Origin of the sequence: Lawsonibacter sp. (genome assembly GCF_022777125.1) — a bacterium.
GTDB lineage: Bacteria > Bacillota > Clostridia > Oscillospirales > Oscillospiraceae > Lawsonibacter_A > Lawsonibacter_A hominis.
Genome location: NZ_JALFGV010000168.1, coordinates 1 through 14,422, shown reverse-complemented (window position 1 = coordinate 14,422; position 14,422 = coordinate 1). Strand labels below are relative to the sequence as shown.

The 14,422-nt window shown below is 65.9% G+C and carries 16 protein-coding genes, 1 tRNA gene and 1 pseudogene; 10 read left to right on the top strand and 8 right to left on the bottom strand.

Annotated features, from left to right (window positions below; translation table 11 throughout):
* The 9 genes from MR825_RS14065 to MR825_RS14025 all read left to right on the top strand — a co-directional run.
* The coding region (locus MR825_RS14065) for a type II secretion system F family protein (protein WP_287881262.1) at window positions 1–379 on the top strand (379 nt) is incomplete at its 5' end.
* 3 nt (window positions 380–382) lie between these two features.
* Entirely contained in the window at window positions 383–694 is a 312-nt protein-coding gene (locus MR825_RS14060; RefSeq protein ID WP_186906708.1) for a hypothetical protein, read from the top strand.
* Window positions 695–729: 35 nt separating this feature from the next.
* Window positions 730–1,194 (top strand): DUF4860 domain-containing protein, encoded by a 465-nt coding sequence (locus tag MR825_RS14055; protein ID WP_186906709.1) that lies wholly within the window; start codon window positions 730–732, stop codon window positions 1,192–1,194.
* Complete coding sequence (locus tag MR825_RS14050; protein WP_186906710.1) at window positions 1,191–1,508, top strand: hypothetical protein; 318 nt, start codon at window positions 1,191–1,193, stop codon at window positions 1,506–1,508. Before MR825_RS14055 ends, MR825_RS14050 begins: the two co-directional genes overlap by 4 nt.
* Window positions 1,501–2,001: a hypothetical protein gene (locus MR825_RS14045; RefSeq protein WP_186906711.1), complete on the top strand. Its 501-nt coding sequence runs from the start codon at window positions 1,501–1,503 to the stop codon at window positions 1,999–2,001. The genes MR825_RS14050 and MR825_RS14045 overlap by 8 nt, the downstream gene beginning before the upstream one ends.
* On the top strand, window positions 1,916–2,980 hold the full coding sequence (locus tag MR825_RS14040) for a type IV pilus twitching motility protein PilT (protein WP_186906712.1): 1,065 nt from the start codon (window positions 1,916–1,918) through the stop codon (window positions 2,978–2,980). Before MR825_RS14045 ends, MR825_RS14040 begins: the two co-directional genes overlap by 86 nt.
* Before the next feature lie 15 nt (window positions 2,981–2,995).
* Window positions 2,996–3,439, top strand: a complete 444-nt coding sequence (locus tag MR825_RS14035; protein WP_186906713.1) for a hypothetical protein — start codon at window positions 2,996–2,998, stop codon at window positions 3,437–3,439.
* A 350-nt stretch (window positions 3,440–3,789) separates the two neighbouring features.
* A complete protein-coding gene (gene mnmE / locus MR825_RS14030) occupies window positions 3,790–5,160 on the top strand; it encodes a tRNA uridine-5-carboxymethylaminomethyl(34) synthesis GTPase MnmE (RefSeq protein ID WP_186906714.1) in 1,371 nt (456 codons plus the stop codon).
* A 127-nt stretch (window positions 5,161–5,287) separates the two neighbouring features.
* Window positions 5,288–6,643, top strand: a complete 1,356-nt coding sequence (locus tag MR825_RS14025) for a short-chain fatty acid transporter (protein ID WP_186906715.1) — start codon at window positions 5,288–5,290, stop codon at window positions 6,641–6,643.
* A 56-nt stretch (window positions 6,644–6,699) separates the two neighbouring features.
* On the opposite strand, the gene MR825_RS14020 is transcribed toward MR825_RS14025, so the two are convergent.
* A complete protein-coding gene (locus MR825_RS14020; RefSeq protein ID WP_186906716.1) occupies window positions 6,700–7,095 on the bottom strand; it encodes a hypothetical protein in 396 nt (131 codons plus the stop codon).
* A 184-nt stretch (window positions 7,096–7,279) separates the two neighbouring features.
* Here MR825_RS14020 and MR825_RS14015 point away from each other — a divergent pair, with 184 nt between their 5' ends.
* A complete protein-coding gene (locus MR825_RS14015) occupies window positions 7,280–7,777 on the top strand; it encodes a deoxycytidylate deaminase (protein WP_186906717.1) in 498 nt (165 codons plus the stop codon).
* Window positions 7,778–7,803: 26 nt separating this feature from the next.
* Here the strand turns inward: MR825_RS14015 and MR825_RS14010 are convergent, their stop codons facing one another.
* The 7 genes and pseudogenes from MR825_RS14010 to MR825_RS13980 form a co-directional block, all read right to left on the bottom strand.
* Window positions 7,804–9,468: an acyl-CoA dehydratase activase gene (locus MR825_RS14010; protein ID WP_287881257.1), complete on the bottom strand. Its 1,665-nt coding sequence runs from the start codon at window positions 9,466–9,468 to the stop codon at window positions 7,804–7,806.
* On the bottom strand, window positions 9,465–10,739 hold the full coding sequence (locus MR825_RS14005) for a 2-hydroxyacyl-CoA dehydratase subunit D (protein ID WP_287881255.1): 1,275 nt from the start codon (window positions 10,737–10,739) through the stop codon (window positions 9,465–9,467). The genes MR825_RS14010 and MR825_RS14005 overlap by 4 nt, the downstream gene beginning before the upstream one ends.
* 169 nt (window positions 10,740–10,908) lie before the next feature.
* Window positions 10,909–10,984 (bottom strand) — tRNA-Gly (locus MR825_RS14000).
* 38 nt (window positions 10,985–11,022) lie between these two features.
* Complete coding sequence (locus MR825_RS13995) at window positions 11,023–12,141, bottom strand: hypothetical protein (RefSeq protein ID WP_287881253.1); 1,119 nt, start codon at window positions 12,139–12,141, stop codon at window positions 11,023–11,025.
* 19 nt (window positions 12,142–12,160) lie between these two features.
* Window positions 12,161–12,751, bottom strand: a complete 591-nt coding sequence (locus MR825_RS13990; protein ID WP_287881252.1) for a lactate utilization protein — start codon at window positions 12,749–12,751, stop codon at window positions 12,161–12,163.
* Between the two features lie 120 nt (window positions 12,752–12,871).
* Window positions 12,872–13,741 (bottom strand): YitT family protein, encoded by an 870-nt coding sequence (locus tag MR825_RS13985; RefSeq protein ID WP_186906722.1) that lies wholly within the window; start codon window positions 13,739–13,741, stop codon window positions 12,872–12,874.
* 47 nt (window positions 13,742–13,788) lie between these two features.
* Window positions 13,789–14,422, bottom strand: a pseudogene (locus MR825_RS13980) (topoisomerase IV); the annotation flags it as partial.

Here is a 14,422-nt window from a genome sequence, read left to right as displayed (position 1 = left end):
GCTCTCCAGCGGCGTGCCGCTGGACGAGGCCATGGAGCGCACCGCCGGTCTGTTGGCAGGCTCCCCTCTGGCCGCGCCCCTGGCCGACTGCCGGGCGCGGATGGAGCAGGGGGAGCCCTTCCGCAAGGCGGTGGAGCAGGCGGGCGTCCTCTCCGGACTTTCGGCGGGACTGCTGTCCGCCGGCGAGCGGGCCGGGCGCACCGACCAGGCCATGGAGGAGCTTTCCCAACGCTGCCGGCAGGAGGCCGACGAGGCGCTGGAACAGCTGCTCGGCCGGTTCGAATACGCTCTGGTGGCGGCCCTGTGCGCAGCGGTGGCCCTGGTGCTTTTGTCGGTGATGCTCCCCCTGCTGGGGGTGCTCTCCGCGGTGGGGGGGTAGCCTATGGCGCGCAGAGGGCCTGTCCTGCGCCGGGGATTGCCGCTGGCCCTTCTGCTGGCGCTGGTCCCCCTGGCCCTTCTGCTGGCGGCCCGCAGCCTGGGCGGGCGGGCCGGCCGGGAAGGACTGGAACTGGCGGAACAGTCCATCCGCCGCGCGGCGGTGCAGTGTTATGCCCTGGAGGGCTTTTACCCCGCGGGGGTGGATTATCTGGAGGAATATTACGGCGTATCCGTGGACGAAGGCCGCTATTTTGTGGATTACCGGTATATTGCCTCCAATCTGATGCCTGATATCACTGTGCTGCCCACAGGGTAAGCCGGATCGGTTTGGGACGGAGGGGGCATAATCGGATGAAAGCGTTTGGCCGCAGCGCCCGGTCCAGCCTGGTGCTGGTGCTGTGCGCCCTGTTTTTCCTGCTGGCCATGGGGCTGACCCTGCTGTCCGGCGGGGTATACCGCGCCGTTGCGGCCCAGGCGGATGAGACCTATGCCCAGCGTACCGCGCTGTCCTATCTGGTCAATCAGGTCCGCCGGAGCGACGCGCCCGGGGGAGTGTCCGTAGGGCGCTTTGGCGATTCCGACGCCCTCTTCCTGCGGGAGGAGGGGTATGTCACCATCCTCTACTGCTATGAAGGGCAGCTCCGGGAGCTGTATATGGAAGACGGGCTGGAACTCTCCCCTGCGGACGGAGTGGACGTGCTGCCGCTGGAGCGGCTGGAGCTGGCGTGCGGCGGGGGACGGCTCACCATCGCGGCGGCGGGGCGTACCGTCACGCTGTGTCCCCGCTGCGGGGTGGAACAGGAGGGGACGGTATGAGGCGGACCCACCTGTTTCTCACCGAGCTGGTGCTGGACCTGTTCCTTTTCGCCGTGTGCGCGGCGGTGTGCGCGGGACTGCTGCTCCACGCCAGAGGCATGAGCCGGGAGAGCCGGCGCCTGACCGAGGCGGTCTACGCGGCCCAGACCATCGCAGAGCAGTGGCGCGCCACCGGCGTACGGCCCGCGTGGCCTGCGCAGGACGGGAGCGGTCTCACCGGTGTCCTTACCGTGTCGGGGGACGCGCTGGATATCGCCGTCTATGCCGACGGCGCGCTGGTCTACACGCTGGAGGGGGTGCGCTGCCTTGGATAAGCAGACCTCGCCCATCGGCGTGGGCGTCATCTCCATCTTAACGGTACTGCTGGTACTGTGTCTGGCGGTGTTCGCCGCCCTGACCCTGTCCAGCGCCCGGGCGGATCTGGCCCTGTCCCGCCGCAACGCCGATACGGTCCAGGCCTATTACGCCGCCGACGCTCAGGCAGTCCGTTGCTATGAGGCGTTCGCCGCCGGGCAGGAGGATATGCTGGAGGCCACGATCCCCGTGACGAAATATCAGTCCCTGTACCTGCGCCTGGCGCGCCGCGCAGACGGGGAGGTGGAGATCCTGGACTGGCGCACCGTGGCCGCGGAGGCGGAGCTGGACGAGACCCTGCCGGTCTGGGACGGGATACCGGAGGACGGACGGGCTCATCCGAGAACCTTTGGAAGGAAGAGGTGCCATGGAACTGCTGCAGCTGCTGCGGCAGGCGGTGGAGCGGGGCGCGTCCGACGTGCTGCTCATCGCCGGCCTGCCGGTGGCCTATAAGATCAACGGGGTCATCCTCCGGGAGGGGGAGCGCCTGGGCCCGGCGGACACCGCCGGACTGCTGGAGGGGCTCTACCGCCTGGCGGGGGAGCGGGATATGGCCCTTCTGCTCCAGACCGGGGACGACGACTTCTCCTTTGCGCTGCCCGGCTTGTCCCGTTTTCGGGTCAACGCCCTCAAGCAGCGGGGCAGCTTGGGGGCGGTGGTGCGGGTGGTCTCCTTTACCCTGCCCGACCGCACGGCTCTGGGCATCCCGGACAACGTGATGGCCTTCGCCTCCTGCCCCAGGGGGCTGGTGCTTTTTACCGGTCCGGCGGGCAGCGGCAAGACCACGACGCTGGCCTGTATCGTGGACCAGGTGAACTCCACCCGCAACGCCCATGTGATCACCATCGAGGACCCCATTGAATACCTCCACCAGCACAAAAAGAGCGTGGTCACCCAGCGGGAGCTGTCCACCGATACCCGCAGTTATGACGCCGCGCTGCGGGCGGCGCTGCGGGAGGCGCCCGATATCATCCTGCTGGGGGAGATGCGGGACGCGGAGACCATCCGGGCCGCCGTTACCGCCGCCGAGACGGGGCACCTGGTCATCTCCACCCTGCATACCATCGGCGCGGCCAACACCATCGACCGCATCGTGGATTCTTTCCCGCCGGAACAGCAGGGGCAGATCCGTACCCAGATCGCGCTGGTGCTGGAGGGGGTCGTGTCCCAGACGCTGATCCCGGCTGTGGACGGGACGCTGGTGCCGGCGTTCGAAGTGATGACGGCAAACAACGCCGTGCGCAATCTGATCCGGGAATCCAAGGCCCACCAGCTGGACAACGTCATCGCCCAGAGCGCGGCCCAGGGAATGATCACCCTGGATCAGAGCATCCTGAAGCTGGCCCAGGCCGGACGGATCGCCCCGGCCGAGGCCCTGCGCTATTGTATGAACCCTGAGTGGCTGCAAAAGCGGCTCAGTGCCCAAGTCTAAAAGGAGGCGTGCCTTATGTCCATCCGACTTAACCATAACTCCGCCGCCCTGCGGGTATGCGTGGACCGTGCCGAGCAGGGCCGCATCAGCGGCCGGGTCTTTGGTCAGCGGCTGGTCCGCCCCATCGTGTTCACCGATATCGGAGATTTGCTGCTCCAGGTGGAGGCGGTGCTGGACGCCCAGAATTTTCCCCAGGCCTTTCAGCGGGTGCGCACTTTTGTGCCCGGTAAAATGGAGCAGCAGCCCCCTGCCGCCCTGGGGGTGGAGGACGGGATCCCGGCCGGGGAGGTAGCCGCCGCCGCCGGGCAGGTGACGACCTTCCTCCTGTCGGTCGTCACACGCCGCAATACCACCTGGCAGGGCTATCTGGAATGGCTGGACAGCGGGGAGCGGCAGGAATTCGAAAGCGTTTTGGAGCTGCTCAAGCTTACCGACCAGCACGTGTTCCGGCAGAATTAGAAAACAGGACCCCTGCGCCCCCGCGCCCGCCCTTCGGGGACGGGAGGACACGTTCGGCTCCTGCCAGTCATAGGAAAAAACGTAATATTCTTTTGACGGGCATTATACAGGGGAATATGCAGCGCCTTATTTTGGTAAAATTTTTGTAAATCCACCGTTCATGAGGTTTTCCACATTTTCCACAGGGTTTTCCACAACGGTGCAGACCCTGAAAATTCCGGCGGTTATGCAAAGATAAGTTGACATAAAAGAAGTCAAGAAAAAAATCAACGGCGGAATCCACAAAGTTTTACGTCTACCAGTCCCTGGAAGATGAAGAAGCACGACGGGAAGAGAAAGGGGTGTTTCCCATGTCCGATACCATTGCCGCCATCGCCACCGCCCCGGCGCCCGGGGCCATCGGGATCCTGCGGCTGTCCGGCGACGGCGCCATTGCCGCCGCCTCGGCGGTCTTTCGCCCGGCCAGCGGGCTTCCCCTGGCGGAGCAGCAGGACCGCAGGCTGATCTACGGAGCCCTGCTGGGGCCGGACGGGTCGGTCATCGATCAGGCCCTGGCCACGATTTCCCGCGCGCCCCACAGCTATACCGGGGAGGATACCGCGGAAGTACAGTGTCACGGCTCCCCCATGGTGCTCTCCCTGGGGTTGGAGTCCCTGTTCCGCCAGGGGGCCCGGCAGGCGCTGCCGGGGGAGTTTACCAAACGGGCCTTTCTCCATGGCCGGCTGGACCTGACCCAGGCGGAAGCGGTGGCGGACCTGGTGGATGCGGAGACGCCCGCCGCCGTGCGGCAGGCTGCCGGACAGCTCTCCGGCGTGCTGGGGAGGCGGGTGCGGGCCGTCTACGACGGCCTGGTGGACGTACTGGCCCACTTTCACGCGGTACTGGACTATCCGGACGAGGAGATCGACCCCTTCCGTTCTGAGACCATTGGCGGCGCGCTGGACCGGGCCCGGGAGGCGCTGGAGGGCCTGCTGGCCACCTATGACCGGGGGCGGTATATCTGCGGCGGCGTGCCCTGCGTGCTGGCGGGGCGGCCCAATGCGGGGAAATCCTCTCTGCTCAACGCGCTGGTGGGCTACGAGCGGGCCATCGTCACAGACGTGCCCGGCACCACCCGGGATACGGTGGAGGAGCGCTGCCGTCTGGGCGGCGTGGTGCTCCGGCTCATCGATACGGCGGGACTGCGGGAGACGGAGGATACGGTGGAGCGGCTGGGCGTGGAGCGCAGCCGCTGCGCCCTGGCCGCTGCGGAGCTGGCGCTGCTGGTGCTGGACGGCTCCGCCCCCCTGACCGTGGAGGATGAGCAGGCCATGGAGCAGGCGGCCGCGGCGCCCCGGGTGATCTGCCTGGTCAACAAGTCCGACCTGCCGCTGGCGGTGGATCTGGAGAGGCTGAAGCGGCGGTTCGGCCGCCTCTGCGTGGTCAGCGCCGCCACCGGGGAAGGGCTGGACCGCCTGGCCGGGCAGGTCGCGGAGCTGTTCCCCACCGGCGGGGATCAGGGTGCGGGAGAGCTGCTGACCAACGCCCGGCAGGCCGCCGCCGCCCGGCGGGCACTGGAGAGCGTGGAACGGGCGCAGACCGCCTTGGCGGCGGGCGTGACGGCCGACGCCGTGCTCACCGATGTGGAGCAGGGCCTTTCCGCGCTGGGAGAGCTTACCGGCGCCAGCATCCGGGAGGATGTGACCGCGCGGATCTTCGAACGGTTTTGTGTGGGCAAATAGGGAACATGTCTGGAAATAATTTTCACGTTCACAAAATATTCAAAATATATTGACAAAATTTTAACAATGGATATAATAGGATCGTAGCTTTTTTCATCCAAACATGTGAAAGGCAAGGGGGAGTATTATGTTCAAGAAATTCACCAATGGCTGCGTCCGTATCGTCAACCGGTGGCTGCCGGACCCGTTCCTGTTCGCCATTATCCTGACGATCGTGGTGTTCATCGCCGCCATGATCGGCACGCAGCAGGGGCCTGTGGCGCTGGTCAACGCCTGGGGCAACTCCAAGGGGTTCTGGGGCCTGCTGTCTTTCTCCATGCAGATGGCGCTGGTGCTGGTGCTGGGTTCCGCCATGGCTTCCGCCAAGATCTGCAAACGGGCGCTGGGCGCCATTGCCAGCCTGGCCAAAGACAAGAAGAGCGCGATCCTGATCACAACCTTCGTCTCCACCATCTGCTGCTGGCTCAACTGGGGCTTCGGCCTCATCGCGGGCGCCCTGCTGGCCAAGGAGGTGGCCCGCCGCGTCCGTGACGTGGACTATCCGCTGCTCATCGCCTCCGCCTACTCCGGCTTCGTGATCTGGCATGCGGGCCTGTCCGGCTCCATCCCGCTGCAAATGGGCGCCGAGACCGGTACCGAGATCCTGGGGGTCGTGTATCGGGCGCCTACCAGCACCACGATCTTCCACCCGATGAACCTGCTCATGGTAGCCGTGATCCTGCTGGTCATGCCGTTGGTCAACTACGCGATGCATCCCGACACGGCCCATACCATTACCGTGGACCCCTCCCTGCTGGTGGAGGACGAGGAGCGTACTTACGCGATCGACACGCCCGCCGAGCGGATCGAGCACAACAAGGTCCTGTGGTTCATCACTCTGGTGCTTGGCTTCGCCTACATCGTGTATCACTTTGCGACCAAGGGCTTCAATCTGGACCTGAACATCGTCAACATGATCTTCATGTTCCTGGGCATCCTGCTGCACGGCGACCTGCGCAGATATGTGGACGCCATCGCCGATGCCGCGGGCGGCGCCGCGGGCATTTTGCTGCAGTTCCCCTTCTATGCCGGCATCATGGGCCTGATGGTGGCCGAAAACCAGCTTGGCGTATCCCTGGCCGGTATTATCGCCGACTTCTTCACCAACATCTCCAACAACGTGACCTTCCCGGTGCTGACCTTCCTGTCGGCCGGCATCATCAACTTCTTCGTACCCTCCGGCGGAGGCCAGTGGGCGGTGCAGGCCCCCATCGTTATGCCCGCCGCCACCGAAATGGGCGTGGAATACGGCCGCGCCGCCATGGCCATCGCCTGGGGCGACCAGTGGACCAATATGATCCAGCCCTTCTGGGCCTTGCCCGCGCTGGGCATCGCCGGTCTGAAGGCGCGCAACATCATGGGTTACCTGGTCATCGTGCTGATTTTTACCGGTGTGGTGGCCTGCCTGGGCTTTTTGGGCTGGGGCCTTTTCTTCCACGGCTGAGCCGAAGCAAAACAAATCCGGGGCCGCGCCATCGCGCGGCCCCGGATTGTTTCGTTTCAGCTGGTCTCCTCAAAGCTTACGCCGCAGTTGCGGCAGTTCACGGTGATCTTTCCCTTGCCCCGGGGCACCCGCAGGTATTGTCCGCAGTTGGGGCACTTGAAGTAGCGGTGCTCCTTGTCCCGGCAGATGGTGCGGCGCATTTTGCACCAGCGGATGACCGGCCCGGCAAACTGCAGAAATCTGGCGTTCTCCGCCCGTCGCTTGTCAATCCTGCGGGAAAACATCCGGTACAAGTCCCATACCAGCACCGCCAGGGCGATCCATTGCAGGAACGCCAGATAGCGCAGGCCCGACAACAGACTCAGGATCAGATAGACCACCAGAAGGAAAAAGGAGAGCTGGTCGCCGCCGTATCGACCGTACATCAGCCTTCGCAGCATATTCATGATCATGAAATACAGCTCGTCTCCTTCTGTTTATTTGCTATGGTGTTTCTTACGGAATCCTTAACAGGACAATGATAGCGCCAGTTTGCCCCGCCGTCAAGGAAGAAAGCGTAAACAAAATGTGAATTGTGCTTGCGCAGCGGAAGAAAAGCCGCTATACTGAGAAAAAAAGTAAGCATGGAGGTCCGCTATGGGACGTATCGACAAGGAAAATTACTATCTGGACATCGCCGAGACCGTGGCCGAGCGCTCCACCTGCCTGCGCCGGTGCTACGGGGCCATCATCGTGCGCAACGACGAGATCATTGCCACCGGCTACAACGGCGCGCCCCGGGGCCGGAAGAACTGCGTGGACCTGAACTACTGCACCCGGGAGGCCCTGAAGATCCCCTCCGGCCAGCGGTATGAGCTGTGCCGCTCCGTCCATGCGGAGGCCAACGCCATCATCTCCGCCGCCCGCAGCGAGACCATGGGGGCCACGCTGTATATGGCCTGCAAGGATCCGGCCACCGGCGCGCTCATCGCCGGGTCCACCTCCTGCTCCATGTGCCGCCGCCTCATCATCAACGCGGGCATCCAGCGGGTGGTCATTCGGGATACCAAGGCCGAGTACAATGTGGTCCATGTGGAGGATTGGGTGCGGGAGGACGACTCCCTGCCCACCATCCCGCCCCGGCAGCAGGAGTAACTGGGAAAGCAAGGCGGTCCGGCCGGTCAGGCCGGGCCGCCTTTGTCCGTGACATGGTCCAGGGCAAACAGGGCGGCGCCCAGAGCGCCGCACAGGTCGGGGGTATCCCCGATCCACAGCGGCGCGCCCAGACGCTCCTCCAGCGCCTGCACCACGCCCTGGTTGCGGGCCACGCCGCCGGTCATCAGATAGGGCCCGCGTCCTCCGGCGCGCTGGACCAGGGCGGCGGTCTTGACGGCCACCGACCGGTTGAGCCCGTGGACGATGTCGGCGGCGCTGTGGTTGTCCGCGATCAGGGAGACCACCTCGGATTCGGCAAAGACCGTGCAGATGCTGGAGATGGTCAGGTCCGTTTCCCAGCGCAGGCCAAGCGTCCCCATCTCCGCAAGTTCCACCTCCAGCACACGGGCCATCATCTCCAGAAAACGGCCGGTGCCGGCGGCACATTTGTCGTTCATGACAAAGTTTTTCACCCCGCCGTCCTCGTCCAGGCAGATGACCTTGCTGTCCTGCCCGCCGATATCGATCACACAGCGCGCCTGGGGGTGCAGATGATGGGCCCCCCGGGCGTGGCAGGTGATCTCGGTGACCTGCCCGGTGGCAAAGGGGATGTGGCTGCGGCCATAGCCGGTGGCCACCACGGCGGCCAGATCGTCCAGACCGATCCCCTCCAGGGCGGCCAGCGCCTTTTCCGCCCCCTGCCGGGCCTTGGGGCCGGTACGCACGATGGCGCTGGCACGGAGGCTGCCCTCCAGGTCCAGGACCGCCAGGTTGGTGGTGGTGGAGCCGCTGTCGATGCCCGCCACATAGCGGCGCCCCCGCCGGGCGGTATGCACCGCCGGGGCGCCCCGCAGGTTCAGCTGTTCCGCAAAGGCCTCCAGACGGGTGGAGAGCTGTCCGTCCCCCTGTGGGGTGAAGTCGGTCTCCAACTTGAGCAGGGGAAGGGACGTCCGGCTGCGCAGGGCCTCGTACTCAAAGGAGTAATAGTCGCAGAATTTGACGGTATGATAAAGGATCCCCCGCAGGCGCGGCTGCTCCAGCAGTTCGCTCCGGCGGCCGATCTCGTTCATGCGCATACAGGGCAGCTGTCCCAGCAGAGCCCCGGCATACCAGTCCAGCAGCCCCGGACCCTCCAGCCCTTCGGGCGGCGGGGGAAGGCTGCGGTGCCCGCCGCAGGTCAGGTCGGCCACCGGAAGGGGAGAGCGGCGCCGCAGCGTCTCCAGCAGGCCGGCCCCGGCCCGGGCCCCGGTCACCGCCAGAAAATCCCCCTCCGGCAGCGCGGGGGCGGGAGAAAAGGCGGCGCGGAACGCGGCGGGATCGAACCGGGTCCCCCGGTAGGCGGCGTAGGCCGCCGCCAGGCGCTCCAGCCCGTCCTTCAGCAGGGCCCGGGAGCAGCCGTCTGCGTGATGGGGCAGATCCAGCAGATAGAGAAAGTCCAGCTCCCCCGCCGCCTCCAATACGTCGTATACCCGGCGGATGCAGTCGCAGCAGTTGACCAGCACCAGCTCCCGAAGGCCCGTCCGGCGGCACTCCTCCAGCACCGCCTTGGCGTGACAGCAGAACTGGTTGTGGGTCACGCGCTCGGCGTATGGAAAGCCGCAGGACTCCTGATTCAGCAGCACGGGATGGCCGCCCAGAGCCTCCAGCAGCTCCAGGGGCGTGTATTTACAGGTGTATCCAAGCGGTTTCATGCTCTGCCCTCCAACTGTTCCAAAAAGGCCTGGAGCCGGGTGACCATCTGGCCGTCGTTGGCGTTGCCCGCGTCGCAGCCGTCCCCGTCCAGCACCAGGGTGGGAAAGCCCGCCGCCTCCAGCGTCTGCCGGGCCAGCTGAGACGCGCCGGAGGTCTGCTTGCAGCCCCAGTGGCAGAACCAGACCACCCCGTCGGCATGCAGGCGCCGGGCCAGCTCCAGCACCCGCTCCACCCGGCGCCGGGCCCCTCCGTTGAAGCAGCTGCCCAGCAGGCGCCGGGCCATGGATTCATAGGGGTGCGCCGGGTCGGGCGCTTCCCCAAAATCGCAGGCCATGTCGCAGGCGACGATCTCGACCCGGTCGCTGAAATTCAGGATCTCCCGCAGCGCGTCCTGCCAGTGGGGCAGCGTGTGGGCCCACACCAGACGCTTGCCGCGGAAGGCGCGGGGCAGGGCGGCCACCTGGTCGGCCAGGCGGCGGGCGTATTCCTCCGCCTCGGGAGAGCCCAGCATGCTGTGCAGGGCGAAGACGGAGAGCATCTCGGAGGTCATCTCGTCAGAGACATGGCGCACGGCCCGCTCCTCCAGGTAGCGCCGGTAGTGGGCCAGGGTGCGGCCGGAGCGCTCCAGCGCCTGGCGGAGGGCCTCCTCCGACAGGGCGCGGCCGGTATGCTCCGCCACAAAAGCGGCCATCTGCCGCAGCTGCTGCGCCACATAGGCCACCGCCTGAGGCGAATCCTCCCAGGGCACATCCACGGTGAAGTGGGGCACGCCCCACCGCTGGGCCGCCCGGCGGAAGGAGAGCTGATTGGCGTCGCACGCCAGAGAGGTGCTGAGCACGAAGCGGGGCGGCGGCATCACGCCGCTCTCCGCCAGGCCCAGCAAAATCTTATGATAGGAGCAGTAGCTCTCCGGTACGCCGTGGTCCTCGGCGGCGGCGATAAACGGGCGCTCGGCGGCGGTGGAGACCAGATAGCAGGACAGCCCCTCGGGCAGCACGGGGGGGATCCCCAGGGCGTGGAGGATCTCGCAGGGCAAAAAGATGCTCACACAAGCCGCCTGGCCGGGCTTGTCCAGGGCGCAGACCATGGAACGGGCGGTGGCCCCCTGCATGTAACAGCGGGCGCCCGGTACCGTTTTGGGCGGCAGATGGCGCATCTGGAAGCCAACCAAACGATAGGCCGTGCGCAGCAGCGCCCGCGCCCGCTCCGGGTGCTCCGGCACCTGGGCCGCGACCGCAGCGCCCAGCGACTGGACCAATTTGCTTGCCATGGGACCGCCTCCTCGGAATGGAATGGGCCGGCGGCGCTCCGCCGGACGGATGCAGGGGAGAAGCGCGGTACCGCGCCCCGCCCGCGGGAGAGACCCGGCTTTTGGATGCGCCCTCCGGGGCCGTCGCTTATGAAAAAAACCTCTCCGCCGAATGCGGAGAGGTTTTTTATGGAGCAGGTGACGAGGCTCGAACTCGCTACCTCCACCTTGGCAAGGTGGCGCTCTACCAGATGAGCTACACCTGCGGCGACGAAAAATATTATAGCCAATACCGCCGCCGCTGTCAAGTCTCAATTTTAGAATTTTCTGCGGGAATGATCCCGCCTGCTTCCGGCTGGCCCTCCCAGGCGTAGCCGAGGGCGGCGAAATCCGTGCTGCTGCGGGGCGCGGGCTCGTCCGCAAAGGCGTCCAGCTGGTATTCCACGGCATTGACGGTGATGGTGTTCCAAAACCGTGCCTCCCCGGCCAGCGTCCCCTCCGTGACCGCGCAGGGCAGCTCCATCTGGTCGCACAGAAGCTGTACCGCAAGGGCCAGCCCCTCGCTGTCCGCCCCGCCGCCGCACAGGGCGTCCCAGGCGGTGCTGTGGGCGGAGCCGTCCGCCCCCGAGGGGGCACGCTCCGCCGCCAGCTGAGGCAGCAGATCCATCAGCAGGCCCAGACGGCCGTTCTGGCTATAGCGCTGGGCCTGAAGCGGAAGCACAAGGGCCTGGGCGGCGTCGGTCAGCTCCGCGCTTTTCCGCCGGAGGGCCTCCGCATCTCCGGGATAGGTCAAAAGGATCTCCACGATACGCTGGATCCCCGTGTCCGGATAGAGGGCGATCTCCACCGCCGGCATGCCCAGGGCGGCGGCGGGGGTGTCATAGTAGGCCTGGTGCACCAGCTCGGCGATGGAGGCGGCGTCTCCGACAAAGTATGCCACCCGCAGGGCCAGCTCGCCCTGGAACGCGGAGAGCGCCTCCCCCACCTCCCGGCGGATGGCGCTGGCCCCGGTGACGTTCACCAGGGCGCGGATCTGTTCCGGGGTGCGGCGGTAGGAGATATAGATGTTGGCCTCGTAGGTGGTGAGGATGCGGGTGTAGTCGTTCTTGATGAAGTCCACCGCATAGGCCCCCAACGGGTCTTCCCGCGCCACCTCCAGGCAGGCGCGGTTCAGGGCGTCTTCCACGTCCCCGTCGTAGTCCACCAGCTGCACCCGCCCCTCCTCCTGGCACTGGGAGACCAGGTACAGCACGGCACCTACCAGCTCGGAATAGCTCTCCACCCGCAGGGTGGAGGGGTCCTCGCCCACAGCGGGCTGCTCGGTGTGGGGCTCCACCACGGTATAGGGGCGCTCCAGCAAGGAAGCGCAGCCGGAGAGCAGCAGGCAGAACGCCAGCAGCAGCGCCAAGATCCGTTTCTTCATACCCGCTCCCTTCTTCGGTTCAGAAGCCCAGGGCCTCGTTTACCAGGACCACCTCCGCCCGGCCAATCCCGCCGGGCTTCTCCCACAGCACGACCAGGGCCCGGCAGATGCGCTCAGGGCTGCTGCAGTCGTAACAGCGCTCCCCCCTGGCGGCGCAGGGGGTCTTCTTGTGCAGCCGCCGTGCGTTTTTGGGGGAGGCGATGTTCCGGGCCCGCCAGAGGGCGGAGTCGTAGTCCGGAGCGATCTTGTTGGCCCCCACGATAAAGTAGACCTCCTCATGGCCGAAAAGGGTGGAGGCCACCCGGTTGCCGGTCCCGTCGATGTTGACGAGTTCCCCGGTCTCGGCCAGCGCGTTCACCGAGGTCAGGTAGATGGGCGCGGCGGCGGCCTGCTGGAAGGTGCCGCCCGACCAGTGGCTGAACACGGCGGCGTGGGAGGACAGCCGTTCGGGCAGGCCCATTTCCGTCAGGGTCAGCGCCCCGCCGTGGCCCACGGTCTTGCCGTCGAGTTTCCGGTCTAAGTAGTCGGCGGCCTGGGCGGCCGTTTCAAAATACGTCACGTCAAAACCGCGCCGCTCCAGATTGGCGCGGAGCGTTTCATAGTCGGGCATAAACAGCGCTCCTTTCCGATGGGCCGGTTGTGCGGGCAGGGCCGTGCCCTCAGCCGCCCCTGCGGCGGCGATTCGTTCAGACAAGGGGGGATCGCGGCCCCTGTGCCGCCCCCCGGACCGTCAAAGATCGTTCTGCTTGTACTCCCGGAATCCATCCCCCAGCACCTCGTGGGCCTCGCAGACGATGAGGAAGGCGGCGGGGTCGATCTCTTTCACGGCCCGCTTCAGGGCCACGATCTGCTTTTGCTTGAAGGCCACCAGCAGCACCTTTTTCTCCGTGCCGGAATAAGCCCCCACGCCCTGCAGGATGGTCACGCCCCGGTCGATGTCATGGATGATGGCGTCGCAGATGGCCTGATACCGGTCGCTGATGATATAGGCCACCTTGGCGTTGTCCAGGCCGTAAAGCACTCCATCCATCACGATGGAGGAGATATACAGGGCCACCAGTCCGTACAGAGCGGAACCCAGGCTGCGGAAGGCCAGAGCCACCGCCACGATGACCACCAGATCGATGGCCATGAGCAGCTTGCCCATGGGCAGCCAGGCAAATTTCAGCTTCAGCAGCCGGGCGATCAGATCGGTGCCGCCGGTGGTGGCGCCCTGAAGGAAGACCACGCCCAGAGAGGCCCCCATGAGCACGCCGCCGAAGATACAGGCCAGCAGCGGCTCCATGGGCTGGAAGGTGTAGAGCGCCGTGAGCAGGTCGATCATCAGCGAAGAGACCACCATCGCAAACAGCGAGGATACCAGCAGATGCCCGCCCAGCAGCTTCCAGCCCAGCAGGAACAGGGGGATGTTCAGCAGGATGACCACCGTGCCGATGGGGGCCCAGGGCAGCAGGTGGTTGACGATCTGCCCCACGCCGGTGATGCCGCCGAAACCGATCTGGTTGGGCACATAGCACCAGTTGAAGCCCACCGCATACACGGCGGAGGCCAGGGTGATCCAGAGATAGGGGATGAGATACCGCTTAAGCGCCTTCTTCATACAAGACCTCCCTTGAACGGCGAACGGTTGGAACGGGCAGATGCGGATCAGTCCAGCAGCGTCATCTGCTGCTCCCCGCGGTCCTCCTCCCGGAGCAGGGCCCCGGCTACGGGGAGGGAGCGGGCCCGATAGCGGGCGGCGTTGACGATGGGGGTCTGATCCAGGGGCAGGGCGGACTCCACGCGCCACTTGGGCTTGAGGGTCATGATGTTCACGCCCTGGGTGCTGCGGGTGGACTTGGGGTTGAGGCAGGCGGTGTGGAAGATGACCGCGCGGCCCTCGGTGGAGTATACCGCCATCTCCATGTCCTCCTGGAGCAGGTAGGCCGCCGCCAGCGGGGATTTGTCGCAGTAGGCGCCGGTCAGGCGCTTGCGCCGGGTCTGGGTCTGGTAGGCGGAAAGCTCCACCCGGGCGGCCTTGCCGTTTTGGAAAAAGAACAGCAGGTGCCCGGAATAATCGGCGGTGATGCAGGCCCAGAGGAAGGTTTCCTCCGCATCCATGCCCAGCTTGGTGGGCAGGTAGTCGCCCAGCACGCTGGCCTTGGCGTCGTCGAAGTCGCTGAGGCGGGCCTTGTAGCACTGCTGGCGGTCGGTGAAGACCAGCAGCTCGTCCCGGTTGGAGGCCTCCCATTGGAGGAAGGGGCCGTCCCCCTCCTTATACTTCTGCTCGCCGCTCATGCGC